Source organism: Croceibacterium sp. TMG7-5b_MA50 (assembly GCF_039830145.1).
Taxonomy (GTDB): domain Bacteria; phylum Pseudomonadota; class Alphaproteobacteria; order Sphingomonadales; family Sphingomonadaceae; genus Croceibacterium.
Map to the genome: position 1 here is coordinate 1,206,522 of NZ_CP156082.1, position 13,871 is coordinate 1,220,392.

At 68.1% G+C, this 13,871-nt stretch carries 9 protein-coding genes; 4 read left to right on the forward strand and 5 right to left on the reverse strand.

Annotated elements, in window-relative coordinates:
• Window positions 1-36 precede the first annotated feature (36 nt).
• The 5 genes from V5740_RS05955 to V5740_RS05975 all read right to left on the reverse strand — a co-directional run bounded on the left by V5740_RS05955 (window position 37) and on the right by V5740_RS05975 (window position 7,556).
• Window positions 37-2,289 carry a glycoside hydrolase family 88 protein gene (locus V5740_RS05955; RefSeq protein ID WP_347304152.1) on the reverse strand — a complete coding sequence of 751 codons (2,253 nt, stop codon included), beginning with the start codon at window positions 2,287-2,289 and terminating at the stop codon, window positions 37-39.
• A gap of 39 nt (window positions 2,290-2,328) precedes the next feature.
• Window positions 2,329-3,696, reverse strand: a complete 1,368-nt coding sequence (locus tag V5740_RS05960; RefSeq protein ID WP_347304153.1) for an oligogalacturonate lyase family protein — start codon at window positions 3,694-3,696, stop codon at window positions 2,329-2,331.
• An 11-nt stretch (window positions 3,697-3,707) separates the two neighbouring features.
• Entirely contained in the window at window positions 3,708-5,978 is a 2,271-nt protein-coding gene (locus V5740_RS05965; RefSeq protein ID WP_347304154.1) for a hypothetical protein, read from the reverse strand.
• A 64-nt stretch (window positions 5,979-6,042) separates the two neighbouring features.
• On the reverse strand, window positions 6,043-6,774 hold the full coding sequence (locus V5740_RS05970; RefSeq protein WP_347304155.1) for an SDR family oxidoreductase: 732 nt from the start codon (window positions 6,772-6,774) through the stop codon (window positions 6,043-6,045).
• Window positions 6,771-7,556 (reverse strand): IclR family transcriptional regulator, encoded by a 786-nt coding sequence (locus V5740_RS05975; RefSeq protein ID WP_347304156.1) that lies wholly within the window; start codon window positions 7,554-7,556, stop codon window positions 6,771-6,773. Before V5740_RS05975 ends, V5740_RS05970 begins: the two co-directional genes overlap by 4 nt.
• Window positions 7,557-7,718: 162 nt before the next feature.
• Here V5740_RS05975 and V5740_RS05980 point away from each other — a divergent pair, with 162 nt between their 5' ends.
• The 4 genes from V5740_RS05980 to V5740_RS05995 are packed head-to-tail and all read left to right on the forward strand — an operon-like array spanning window position 7,719 to window position 13,805.
• Complete coding sequence (locus V5740_RS05980) at window positions 7,719-9,008, forward strand: L-fuconate dehydratase (RefSeq protein ID WP_347304157.1); 1,290 nt, start codon at window positions 7,719-7,721, stop codon at window positions 9,006-9,008.
• Entirely contained in the window at window positions 9,005-9,754 is a 750-nt protein-coding gene (locus tag V5740_RS05985) for an SDR family oxidoreductase (protein WP_347304158.1), read from the forward strand. The genes V5740_RS05980 and V5740_RS05985 overlap by 4 nt, the downstream gene beginning before the upstream one ends.
• A gap of 5 nt (window positions 9,755-9,759) precedes the next feature.
• Window positions 9,760-11,040, forward strand: a complete 1,281-nt coding sequence (fucP, locus tag V5740_RS05990) for an L-fucose:H+ symporter permease (RefSeq protein ID WP_347304159.1) — start codon at window positions 9,760-9,762, stop codon at window positions 11,038-11,040.
• Between the two features lie 29 nt (window positions 11,041-11,069).
• The gene (locus V5740_RS05995; protein WP_347304160.1) at window positions 11,070-13,805 is read left to right on the forward strand and encodes a glycosyl hydrolase; all 2,736 of its coding nucleotides are present in this window, start codon (window positions 11,070-11,072) and stop codon (window positions 13,803-13,805) included.
• The last annotated feature ends 66 nt before the right edge of the window (window positions 13,806-13,871 follow it).

The window sequence follows — 13,871 nt, forward strand, 5'->3', positions numbered from 1 at the left end:
ACTGGCCGGGGCACCCTGCCCCGGCCACCATCCGGTTTACCGGGCCGGAGCGAAGTCCAGCCGCTCCGCCCGGGCGTAAGCTTCCCAGGATGCCCGGTCGTTGAAGTCCAGCCCGTTCTCCCACGCAGCCCCGCTGTAGTAGGTAAACGGCTGGCTGGGCGTGACGTTGAGCAGGATCATGTAATTGTCGGCATCCTCCGCAAAGCCGGCCACCATGGCCGGATCGACGCGGATGGCGAGGCCCATGCTGCCGTTCTGCGGGTGCGGCGGTTCCCAGAAGGCGAGCAGGCCGGCGGCCGCGTCCTTCGTGACGAAACCCGGCCCGGCCGCGTTGCCCGGACGCTTGGAGATGCCGATGGCGACCACCAGCGGCTCCTGGCTGGAGGATGTCAGCGTAGAGGTGAAGCGGGTGAAGTTGGTGCCGAGCGGCAGGCTCGCCACCCGCTCCTCCGCCACGGAGCGCTCCACATCGACGGGCCAAGGGGCGTAGCGGACGCGGAAGCGTGCCTCGTTGCCGCCGGTCGCCAGCACCTCGTGCTCCGCGAAGTTGCGGGACGTCCACAGCTTGTTGTCGTGCCAGATACCCAGGCCACCGACGCCGCGGCCACGCCCGACGTCGTAATAGTCCAGCCCCTCGCCACGGTCGGTGTGGTAGTTCGGGAAGCGAAGCTGCCGGTCCATGAACGGGTAACGCACCCGCTTCGCCCAGACGTCGATCCCCGAACCCGATGGCGGCTCCTGCTTCTCCAGCGCGGGGCCGTACATGCGGAAGGCGACGCGGTCGTTCTCCCATAACAGGTCGTCGAAACGGTCGGGCGCGAAGCGGGCGACGGCGACGACGCGCTGCTCCGCCGCGGTCGGCGGGGTGAGCGGTTCGATATTGGCAGGCCGGGTGGGCGCTGCATCGGGATCGAAGGCGAGCGCGCGGGTGGCGCGCATCTCCTCTGCACGGCGGCGCTGCTCCGCCTCGCCGCGCACCGTCGCCGGCGGCGGCGGGGTGGGCGTGGTGGCGGCGATCGTTTCCGCATCGTCCTTGGTCGGCTGCGCGACCGGCAGCGTGGCAACCGGCTGGCTCAGTCCCATCATTTCCAGTCCCGCGAGCAGATAGGGGCCGGTGCCGTATGGCCCGGTATCCTCCGCCGCGGTGGGCACCGGCTGGTCGCCGGTCTTCTGTACCGCGCCCAGCAGGCCGCTGGGCAGGATCTGATCGTTCAGCGCCGCCCAGCCGCGCGTGACGTGCGGCAGCATCGTCTCCCGGTCGAGCAGACCATGATTGATCCCCCATGCAAGGCCATAGACGAGCAGGGCCGAACCGCTGGTCTCGGCCTCGGGGAAGGCTTCAGGGTCGAGCAGGCTTGCCCGCCACAGACCATCGGACTGCTGCAACTCGGCCGTGCGCGCCGCCAGCTTACGGAAGATGTCGAGGTAGAACTCGCGGCCCTCATAATCAGCGGGCATCGCCTCCAGCGTGCGGGCGAGGCCGGCGAGAACCCAGCCGTTGCCGCGCGCCCAATAGATCGGCCTGTCATTCTCCGACCGGCGATCGGCGAAGCGCTCGTCGCGCAGGAACAGTCCTTCTTCCGGTACCCACAGGCGTTCGGCGGTGCGGCGCCATTCCTTGTCCATGGCACGCAGATATTTGGGGTCGCCAGTCAGCGCGCTCATCCGCGCCATCACGGGCGGGGCCATGAACAGCGCGTCGCACCACCACCAGATCAGCGGATCGTCCGCCTCCGTCGTCCGGTTGAAATACGGCACCTGATGGTCGAGCCGCTGCTGCAACGGCATCAGCACGCCCTGCTGCCGCCGGCGGGCGTACAGTTCTTGGTACAGGTCGCCGATCGCCATGTCGTCCGCGTTCAGCAGCGTGCGGCTCTCTCGCGCGCCACGGAAGGCATAATTGTAGTGGTCGGCCACGTTGCTGAGGAAGCGCAGGGCACGCGGATCGTCGGAGATCCGGGCGACACGCGCAGCCCCGACATAAAAAGTCGCCGCCACCCAGTTGGACGACATAGAATCGAGCGCGCCGCCAGTGGTCAGCGGGATCGGCCGCCGGGCCATGTCGGCGATCTGCGCCGCCGTTACGTAGTCGAGCATCCGTGCAACGGCCGCACGATCGGGAACGGCATCAGGGGAGAAGGTGACCGCCGGACGGGCCGGCACAGTCAGCCAGGCGCTCTCCACACCGGCAACAGATGCGGCAGCAGGTGCGGCACCGGCCTGCGCCAGCACCGGATTGCTCGCCAGTGCGGTTGCCAGCAGCAACCCGCGGCTCAGGATACGCTTCAATGCCCTTCTCCCCAAAATATCGAACATGCGGCCGGCCCCTCAGGCGGGGGTCGGCGCAACCTCCACCATGTAGACGTGGTTGGAACCATGCATGTTGGACCCGAATACGATCCACTTGCCATCCGGCGTGAAGGTGATGTTCGGTTCCAGCCGGTAATCATGCGCCGACATGTCCACCAGCCGCTCGGACCGCATGTATTCCGGCGTGACCAGGTCATCCTGATACGTGTCAGGCTCCGCATCGGTGACCGTTTCCGGACGCAATGCGACGATCCATTTCCCGTCAGGCGCATGCGCGACCATGTCAGCATCGCCGCCGTCGCCGGCGAACAGCTTGCCATCGGGCGACACGTTGAAGTGGACCGACCAGTCGTTCTGCTCGATCCGCCGCCACATGCGCCGGCCGGTCGCCAGTTCCAGCCCGGCGACCCAGAACACCTGGCCGCGCGGGGTCTGCAGATCGTACCACAGCCATTGCCCATCCGGCCCGAAGAACTCGTGCCCCCAGATCTCGAAATTCATGGTCCGCTCGTGCAGCGGGGCAAGGCCTGTGCCGTCCGTGCGGATGCGCCACATGCGCGTCACCCGGTGCCACGGCCCTTCGTGGGAGAAGATCAGCTGATCGGGATCGGTGGGCGAGAACTGGGCGTGGTTCAGCCAGTCATTCGCCTTGTGGACCACGCGCCGCTCCCCGGTGCGCAGATCCAGCACGAAGAGCTCCATCGGAACGCGCGCGGCCCAGCGGGTCAGCATGCGCACGCCCTTGGCCTTGGCGAAGTTCAGCGGCTTGCCGTCCGGGCCGACGGCGGAATATTCCGCCTGGCCGAAGCGGCGATTGCGCGGGTCGGGAACATCGGGCTGCAGCGGCGCATCGCCATAGGCGACCGTGCCGACCATCAACGTCTCATCCGCGTTCATCTGCCAGATCTGGCCCGCTTCGATCCGGCCGACCTGCCTGCTTTCGCCGCTGTCTATGTCGGCGGCGTAGAGCGTGCGCGGGCGATCCGTCGGTTGCCCCTCCCCCTCGTCCGAGATGTAGTAGAACGCCGTGCGGTTGCGGCGCGACGTGAACATCAGCGACGCGCGCGGATCGGCCACGATCACGCGCCGCGCGCGCGTGGCGAGGTTCACCGCGGTGATCCCCTGCGGCGTAGAATAGACCAGCAGGTCGCCTTCGGGCGTGAACTGCTGGCGGTAGAAGTACAGCTTGCCGCCGCCCTCGTCCCCGCTCAGGCGGACGATGCGATGATTGGTCTTGGGATCGACCCAGTCGCTGGGCACGGCGCCGTTCGCGGCAGGGGCGGACGGCTGCGCCGCCTGGGCCTGCGCGAAAGCGGGCGCATAGGCGAGGCCGGCGGTGGCGCCGGCCAGCGCGCCGAGCGCGGCCCGGCGATCAAGATTGGTCATGTGCTCTCCTTTCACGGCGCGGGGGTGAACCCCTCTGCCCGGACGACCCAGCCGGTCCGGGGGAAGCCCGGGGCCTGACCCTGCGCCCCGTCCCATCCCCCGGCCATCAGCGCAACCGCCATCAGCAGCGATCCGTTGGACGGGAAGTAGGTTTCTGCCGCCCGCTTGTAGTCCGGTCCGTCAGGGCTGACCGCCTGGTCCACGCCACCGGCACCGCCGGTGGTCGGCACCAGGTCGTCCGCGTGCCCTTCGTAATGGACGCGCGGGGTCATGCCGGTCGGCCCCCACTGGTTGTTCTTCTGTTCTGCAAACAGCCAGGCCACGGCATCGTCCGGCCGGCCCAGCCGCGCGGCGGTCATCGCCAGCATCGGGAAGTCCCAGCCCCAGGTCTGCCGCAGATCCCAATGCGCCTTCACCGTGTCGTAGGTGCGCGCCATGATTGCGGGGTCGATCCGCTCGCCACCGATGAATCCATGCGCCATGAGGAGGGAAGGATGGTCGCGGTTACGGCAATTGGCCGCTGCGGCATGCCCGCTGCATTCTGCAGAAGTGGTGACTTCCCAGAAATCGGGCAGGCTCTCCACCGGCAGGTACAGCCCGTCGGCGGTCGCGGGCGGGGCGATGGCGGCAAGCGCCGTATCCCATGCGGCCTTGCGCGGCAGCCCCTGCCGCTCCCGCCATGCCTGCGCGGTGGCAAGGCCCCAGCGGAAATACTCGACCTCGAACGTCGGGTTCACCGTGGTCGCCGCCGGATAGTTCTCCTGCGCCGGAATCAGCGGTGGACCAAGATTACGCCGCGCGCCCTCCCCAACCGGCCAGCTGGCGAGCAGGTCGGCGCTCGCCTCCACCAGCTCGGCATAGCGGGCGGTGACCGCCGCATCGTCGCCCGAGCGGCGCAGGAGCTCGGCCAGCAGGATCGGATGCGGCTGCTGCCACATCAGGTAGGGGGAGATCGGGCTGGGACTGTTGCGCCCCTCCGGCCCGACCATCTTCGGCCACCAGGCACCTTCCACGCCGTGGCGCGCGGCTTCCGCCCGGGCGGCGGGCAGGTGGTCCAGATACCAGCCCATGCTGCGTTCCAGCAGCTCGGGCCGGCCCCACAGCGGCTGCCAGGCGCTGTGCCACGGATGCATTTCGAGATGGAACTTGCCGAACCAACTGTTGGAGAACAGCCCTTCTTCCTGCGGGGGCAGCGACCCGGCGGAATTGAGGGCCGACAGGTACTGCGAGAGCACCACCCGCCGCTCCAGCTCCGCCGCGCGGGGGTCGGTGCTGCCGGTGAAGTCCACCGCCGCGCCGCCTTGCCAGAAATCGTGCCAGTGCGGCGCCACCGCCGCCGCCGCATCGGCATAGGTGGGCAACGGCGCGGACGCCTCCTCCCGCTCAAACCGGACGATCAGGGTCAGGCGATCGCTGCCTTTGCCGGTGACGAGTGCGCCGTCGGGCCGCTCGGCGACCGAGCCACTGGCGCTGATGGTGGACCAGAACTGCGTGTCGTCGATCGTCCGGCTGAGGTGCAGATGATCGGCCCCGCGGCTTGCGACCGTGATCGACTGTGCGCCAGTGCCGGCGAAGCTGGTCGGGTCCGGGTTGATCCCCTCGGCCACCGAGGGATAGCGGACCGCGATCCCCAGCCGCCCATCGGCGATCAATTTCGACTGCACCTCCACCAGCAGCGCGTCGCTGTCCGGGTGCATGCGGGTCACAACCTCGACCGGCACCCCGCCATAGGTGAAGCTGCTGGTCAGCGCACCGCTCCACAGGTCGAGCTGCTGCCTGGTGCCGGCAACCTCGGAGAAGTCCGGTGTGCCGCCATCCGGAGTGACGAAGCCGATCCGCGCCAGCGAGAAGCGGTGCGGGTTGGCGCGTAGCCAGGCGTCGGCGGGCGTCTGCTCCGCGAAGGATGTCATCGCCGCATAGGGCTGCTTGCCGCGCCCGGGCACCTCCACCATGCGCAATCCGTCCGCTTCCGTGAACCCTTCGGGATTGGGGAAGCTGTGCCAGGCCCATTGCGCCATCGTCAGCAGCGGAGCCAGCGGTGAATAGCGGTCGGCGAAGGTCTGCAGGCCGGTGATGTCGGCGGTGAAGCCCAGTTCGCCATTGCCGATCATGACCGGCGCGTGCGGGTCAATCTCCTCCAGCGTGACATTGTGCCGCGTGACCAGTGCCTGCCGGTCGATCTCCTGCCCCTGCACCGCCACCGGGGCGAGCACCAGCAGCAGGGCCGCGCCCGCCTTCCCGCCCGCGCGGATCGTGAATGATCCGGCCGGCCTGCGGGTCATCCCGCGTGGTTCATGCCGCACTGCTCTCTCCCATTCCTGTATCACGTCAGCACCTTACGGCGGTTCAGGCCATGGTCCACCCGCCATCGATGGCGACAAGGGTGCCAGTCGTATAGGCACTTTCGTCAGCGGCCAGATACACCGCCAGCGCGGCGATCTCCGCCGCCGTTCCCAGCCGGCCCATCGGCTGTCGCGCGATGAAGGCGGCCCGCGCCGCCTCCGCATCGCCGGTCGCCGCCATGCGCTCGTCCAGCGACGGGGACTGCACGGTGCCGGGGCAGATCGCGTTGCAGCGGATACCCTGCCCGACATAATCCACCGCGACCGCACGGGTCAGCCCGGCAATCGCCGCCTTGGACGCGCAATAGGCGAAGCGGTTGGCGACCCCGATCATCGGCCCGGCGACGGAGGACAGGTTGACGATCGAGCCACCCCCGCCCGCCAGCATCGCCGGCAGCAAGGCCCGGATCAGGCGCGCAGGGGCATGGACATTGAGCGCGAAGGACAGGTCGTAGCCTTCGTCCGACGTGGACAGCAGATCGCCCGCATCGACGTAGCCCGCGCAATTCACCAGCACGTCCACCCGTCCGGCAACCTTGCCGAAGGCGGCGATGGCGGCGGGGTCGAGCAGGTCGATCGTGTGCGCCTCCGCCGGCAGGTCGGCCAGGCCCGCACCGTTGCGGTCCAGCGCCAGCACGGTGGCGCCTTCGCGCGCGAAGCTTTCGACGATGGCGCGGCCGATGCCCTGCGCCGCGCCGGTCACGACCGCGCGCTTGCCTGCGAGCCGCCCGCTCATCGCGGCACCACATGGCCGAGCGCCGCCGAAATGCGGCTGGCCGACCCGCCCAGCAGGGCCAGCGTCTCGTCCAGCGTGGTGCGCTGCGATCCGTCGATCATCACCAGGAAGGGGATGGTCAGCGCAGCAGCGATCTGACCATCGAAGCCGAACACGGGGTAGCTGAGGTCGGTCACGCCTTCGATCCGGGCGCTGGGCTGGGTGCGGAAGCCATCGGCCCGGACCTGCTCCAGCCGGCCCTGCAACTGCGCCCGCGACAGCCCCTTGGGCCGCGGCAGCACATCCAGCAGCGCGGCCTGGCGCGCCTCCGGCAGGAAGGCGAGCAGGACATGGCCGGAACATGAGGTCACGAGGTCCACGATCGCGCCCAGCCGAATGCCGAAGCCAACCGCGCCCGGATTCTCCTGCCGCTGCACGACCATCGCGCGCTCATCAGCCCGCAGCACCAGGTGGCATGACTGGCCGACTGCGCTCGCCAGTTCGAACATCACAGGGGCGGCGGCCTGCGCCAGCATCTGCGCCGGTGTCGCGCGGAACGCCACGTCCAGCGCCCGGTAGCTGACGCCATAGCGGTCATTGTCGTCCTTCTGCAGCCACTGCCGACGCTCCATCACGATGATGATGCGGAACACCTCGCTGATGGATCGGTCCAGCCGCTGCGCGATCTCGCTGATGGTCAGGCCGCCCGGCGCATCGGCCAGCAGCTCCAGGATGTCGAACGCCTTCTCCAGCGCCGGCGCATTGTAGGTCGGGGCTGGCTTGTCCCTGGTCAAAGTGTCCATGCCTCGCAAAACTCGACCTCACATTCTCTTCAACGCGACAGAGCGCAAGCCCACTTGCTAGACCACGCAGGTGGAAGTAGCTTCCAGATTTGAAAATAGCTGAGGCTGCAAGATGTGCAAGCACGGGATGGGGGTAACTGGGATGCTGGCAGGCGTGGCGCGATGACGCGGATCACCGGTTTGCGCACAGCGGATGTGCGCTTCCCCACCAGCCTGCAGCTGGACGGGTCGGACGCGATGAACCCCGATCCGGACTATTCGGCCGCCTATGTCGTGCTGGAAACCGATTCGGGGCTGGAAGGTCACGGGCTGACCTTCACCATCGGGCGTGGCAACGAAATCTGCATCGCCGCGATCGAGGCATTGGCGCCGCTGGTGGTCGGGTTGGACTTAATGGAGATCACGCAGGAGCCGGGACGGTTCTGGCGGCGGATCACCGGCGACAGCCAGTTGCGCTGGATCGGCCCAGACAAGGGTGCGGTACATCTCGCCACCGGCGCGGTAGTCAACGCCGTGTGGGACCTGTGGGCGAAGAGCGCGGGCAAGCCCGTCTGGCAGCTGGTTGCCGACATGACGCCCGAGGAACTGATCCGCTGCATCGACTTCCGCTACCTGACGGACTGCATCATGCCGGAAGAGGCGCTCGCCCTGCTGCGGTCGAGGGAAGCGGGCAAGGCGGAGCGGATCGCGCGGCTGCACGCGGAAGGCTATCCCTGTTACACCACCTCGGCCGGCTGGCTCGGCTATTCGGATGACAAGCTGGTCCGGCTGGTGCGGGAGGCGGTGGCCGACGGTTATCGGCACATCAAGCTGAAGGTCGGGCGCGATCTGGAGGAAGATATCCGGCGCGTGACCCTGGCGCGCGAGGCGATGGGCTCCGATGCGGTGCTGATGATCGACGCCAACCAGAACTGGGACGTAGGCGAGGCGATCGAGTGGGTGAACCAGCTCGCCTTTGCGGAGCCCTGGTTCATCGAGGAACCGACCAGCCCCGACGACGTGCTGGGCCATCAGGCCATTCGCGCCGGCATTCGCCCCACCAAGGTGGCGACGGGCGAGATGTGCCAGAACCGCATCCTGTTCAAACAGTTCATCATGGCCGGCGCGATCGACGTCGTGCAGATCGATGCATGCCGAGTGGGTGGGCTGAACGAGGTGCTGGCGATCCTGCTGATGGCGGCGAAGTACGATCTGCCGGTCTGCCCGCATGCGGGCGGTGTCGGCCTGTGCGAGTACGTCCAGCATCTCGCCATGATCGACTACATCGCCATCGCCGGCAGCAAGGAAGGACGGGTGATCGAGTATGTCGACCACCTGCACGAACATTTCGTGGATCCTTGCGAGGTGCGCGGCGCGGCATACTGGCCGCCGAAAGCGCCCGGCTTCTCCATCGAGATGAAGCCGGCCTCGATCGAAGCCTACCGCTTCGGCCAGTCGGGACAGCCGGCGTGAAGCTCGGCCTGGAAGACAAGGTGGTGCTGGTCACGGGCGGCGCGTCCGGCATCGGCGCCGCCATCGTCGCCGTTCTGGCAGAGGAAGGCGCCCGCCCCGTCATCCTGGACCGCGCGACACCGCCGGCGGAGCTTGCCGGACTGCCGAACGTCACCGCTCACCAGCTGGAACTGTCAGACGAGGCCGCCTGCCGCGCCATTGTCCAGCAGCTCGGCACGATTGACGGGCTGGTCAACAATGCCGGCACCAATGACACGGTGGGGCTGGATGCGGGGACGGAGGCGTTCGAGCAATCGCTGCGCCGCAATCTGATCCATTGCTACACCCTGGCGCATCTGTGCGCCCCGGCGCTGCGTGCCAGTGCCGGGGCGATCGTCAATGTCGCATCCAAGGTGGCGCTGACGGGGCAAGGCGCCACCAGCGGCTACGCCGCGGCGAAGGCTGCGCAACTGGGCCTGACGCGCGAATGGGCCGCTGCCTTCGCCGCCGACGGGGTCAGGGTCAATGCGGTGCTACCGGCGGAGGTGATGACGCCGCTCTACAACCGCTGGCTCGACACGTTCGACGATCCAGCCGCGCAATTGGCGACGATCACCAGCCGCATTCCGCTGGGACGCCGGATGACGACGGTGCAGGAGATCGCCGACACCGTGGTGTTCCTGCTGTCGCCGCGTGCATCGCACACGACCGGCCAGTGGATCGTGGTGGATGGCGGTTATACCCATCTCGACCGCGCGCTGGGCTAAGACGGGTGCCCTCCCCCTCGCGCGTCAGCCCAGCAGCATCGCAGCATTATCGCGCGGCACTCGCCATCACGGTCAGCCTGTTCTTCCTGTGGGGCATGGCCAACAATCTGAACGACATCCTGATCGCGCAGTTCAGGAAGGCGTTCGTGCTGTCCGACTTCGAGACCAGCTTCGTCCAGCAGGTTTTCTACCTTGGCTACTTCCTGTGGGCGATCCCGGCATCTCTGGTCATGGGCCGGCGCGGCTACAAGGCGGCGATCGTACTGGGGCTCGTGCTGTACGGAACCGGTGCGCTGCTGTTCTACCCGGCGGCGATGCTGGGTGAGTACCTGCTGTTCCTGCTCGCTTTGTTCGTGATCGCCTCGGGCCTCGCCTTCCTGGAAACCTCCGCCAACCCGTTGATGACGGAATATGGCGCGCCCGAGGGCGCCGCGCGGCGGATCAACTGGGCCCAGGCGGCCAACCCCATCGGCTCGCTCGCCGGGATCCTGATCGGCCGCACGTTCATCCTGTCGGGCATCGAGCATGACGAGGCGGCGCTCGCCACCATGTCCGCGGCCGAGCAGCTGGCCTATTACCAGATGGAGGTGCGCGCGGTCGCCCCGCCCTATGTCGTCATCGGCCTGGTGGTGCTGGCCTTCGCGATCGCCGCGGCGCTAGTGCGCTTCCCGGCGGGTTCGGGCAGCGAAGGTGTGGCCGGGCCTGCCGCGCTGCGGGCCGCGTTCCGTCGTACGCGTCTGCTGGCGGCGGCCGGCGCGCAGCTGCTGTATGTCGGGGCGCAGGTCGGTATCTGGAGCTACACCATCCGTTACGCCCAGGCGAACGTGCACGGCATGGGGGAGCGGGCGGCGGCGGATGCGCTGTTCGTGTCGCTGGTGCTGTTCGCGGCCGGCCGCTTCATCGGATCAAGCCTGATGTCGCAGGCGCGGTCAGCGACCTTGCTTGCCGTGTTCGCCGGCATCGCCTGCTGCCTGACGCTGGTCGCAGTCGGTGCTGGCGGACGCACCGGCCTCTATGCGTTGGTCGCGGCCAGCTTCTTCATGTCGATTCAATTCCCCACCATCTTCGCACTGGGGGTGGAAGGGCTCGGGCCATTGCGGCAGGCGGGTGCATCGCTCATCATCATGGCCATCATTGGAGGGGCGCTGCTTACCGCCATGATGGGCTGGCTGTCGGACCTTGCCGGCATTACGACAGCGATGCTGGTGCCAACGGTGGCGTTCGCGGTAATTACGCTGTTCGCCATGGCGGCGCGGCGACCCATCGGCGCTGAGCGGCTGCGCTGAGCACTAACAAGAACAAGGGGGAGTATCTCATGGCAAGCTCGGGACGGCGGAACACCGCCTGGCGGGTGATCGCCGCGCTTGGGCTGCTGAGTTCGGCAGCTATGCTGCAGGCCCAGCCGACCGGCGACGCGGGCCTGTGGCAGGGCTTCACGGAGCCGCCCACCGAAGCCCGGCCGATGATGCGATGGTGGTGGTTTGGCCCGGCAGTGACGCCGGAGGAGATCGACCGCGAGTTGCAGGCCATGAAGGATGGCGGCATCGGCGGGGTAGAGGTCCAGCCGGTCTATCCGTTGCAGCTCGACACGGCGGGTAGCGAAACCGCCAACCAGCGCTTCCTGTCGCCCGAGTTCCTGTCAGGGCTGCGCCATGCGGCCCAGACGGCGCAGGCACAGGGTCTGCGGATCGACGTGACCGCCGGCAGCGGCTGGCCCTTCGGCGGACCGCAGACGACGGTGGACCACGCCTCTGCCGAGATACGCATGGTCCGCGTGCCGGTCGCCGCTGGCGAGACCTCCGCGATCATGCCTGCTGTCGGTCCCGGCGAACGCCTGGTGGCCGCGCGCATCGGCCCGGTCACGGACGAAGCCACTGCCGACAGGCCGCTGCAGGAGGTGCCGATCGACCAGCCGCGCGCGGAACTGCGTGCGAGCGATCAGCCACGCGAATTGCTGGTGTTCGTCGCCGGCCGCACCGGCCAGATGGTGAAGCGGCCGGCAATCGGTGCGGAAGGCTACGTGCTCGACCACATCGACCCCGCAGCGGTGTCGACGCACCTGGATCAGGTTGTCGCGCCCTTGCTGACCGCCTTCGACGGCCTGACGCCGCCACATGCGATCTTCTCCGACAGCCTGGAAGCCTATGGCGCCAGCTGGACCCCCGATCTGCCGGCGGAGTTCCGCCGCCGGCGCGGCTACGACCTGATGGATCACTTGCCCGCCCTGTTCCTGGATACGCCGGACAGCGCAGGCGTGCGGTATGACTGGGCGCGTACCCTGTCTGAACTGGTGGACGAGCGTTACCTCGCGCCGATCGATCGATGGGCGCGTGATCACGGTACGCAGTTCCGCGCGCAGGTCTACGGCTTCCCGCCAACGACCCTGTCCAGCAACGCGCTGGTTGCCCTGCCCGAAGGCGAAGGCCAGAACTGGCGCGACTTCACCTCCACCAGGTGGGCGACATCCGGCGCGCACCTGTACGGCAAGCCGGTCGTCTCGTCGGAGACATGGACCTGGCTCGCCTCCCCATCCTGGGCCGCGACGCCGCTGGACATGAAGATGGAAGCCGACCGCCACTTCCTGCAGGGCGTCACCCAGCTGGTCGGTCATGGCTGGCCGTACAGCCCGCCCTCCGCCGGCGAGCCGGGCTGGTCGTTCTACGCCGCGGCGGCGCTGAACGATCACAATCCGTGGTATCCGGTCATGCCGTCGGTCAGCCGCTATCTGGCACGGATATCGTACATGCTGCGGCAGGGTGCGCCGGACAACCAAGTCGCGCTCTACCTGCCGATCGAGGATGCCTTCGCCACGATGCGTCCGGCGCGCGCCTCCGCGAACGAGATGATGGAGCGCCTTCTGCCCGAAGGGCTGACGGGCGACGTGCTGACGGCAGGGTACGGCTTCGACTTCGTCGATGCTGCGGCGGTGGCGGCTGACCGCCTCACGCATGACGTGTTGCTGCTGCCGACCCTCAATCGGATCGATGCAGATGCCTACGCGCAAGTGGAGCGCTGGCTGGATGCCGACGCCAAGCACCGGCTGGTGGTGCTGGAAGCCCTGCCGCAGACCTCCGGCGGGCTGCGGGACAGTGCGGCGGTCCGGCAGGTCAGGGCGATCAGCGCCCGTCTGGCCCGGCACCGGTCGGTCAGCATCGTACCGGCGAGCAGCGCGAGCGAAGCGCTGCGCGCCGCGGCGGAGCCCGACATGCTGCTGGCGGAGCCGAACCCCGCTGTCGGCTTCGTGCGGCGCGCCACCCAAACAGCGGACATCTATTTCGTCGCCAATACCGGCAATCGCCCGGTCCGCGTGAACGCCCGCTTCGCCACCCGCTTCGGCGCCGGCGAATGGTGGAACCCGATGACGGGCGCCCGGTCGCCCGCGGGTGACAACGAGGTCACGCTGGAACTCGCGCCGTACGAAAGCCGGCTGCTGGTCTTCGGCGACGCAGGCGAGCCGGCGGCCGAGCCGGCGCAACACGCCGCCGCGTTCAAGCCCTTGTCCGATGGCTGGTCGTTGCGCGTGGATGGCAAGCGGGTCGGGTCCGATGCCCTTGGCGACTGGACCCGCGATCCCGAACTCCGGCATTATTCTGGCGTGGGCAACTATACGCGCCCGGTCCAGCTCGACAGGGTTGATCCGGGCCTCTGCTATCTTCTAGCCTTCACCCATCCGGATGGCCAGGACACACAGCCAGTCGATGCTGCCGAAGGCGAACGTCACCACGCGGAAATCGCCACACCGATCCGTGATGCCGCCACGATCCGCGTCAACGGGCAGGAGGTCGGTGCGCTGTGGGCACCGCCCTATCGCATCGACATCACCCCGGCTCTGCGCGCGGGCAGGAACACGATCGAGGTGGCCGTCGCCAACACGGCTTTGAACCAGCTGGCGGGGGAGGCACGCACCGATTATCGGCTGCTCAACCGCCTGTATGGGGAGCGTTTCCAGCCGCAGGATCAGGCGCGGATTGCATCGCGCCCCTCCGGCATCGTCGGGAATGTGTCACTGGCGACCGTGATGCGCGGTGCACCTGAGTGTGCGGGGCCATAGACGCCCGCACGCGGTTCATCATTCTTTCCTACATGAACCAATGTGGTTCATTCACCGGCTCCCGAC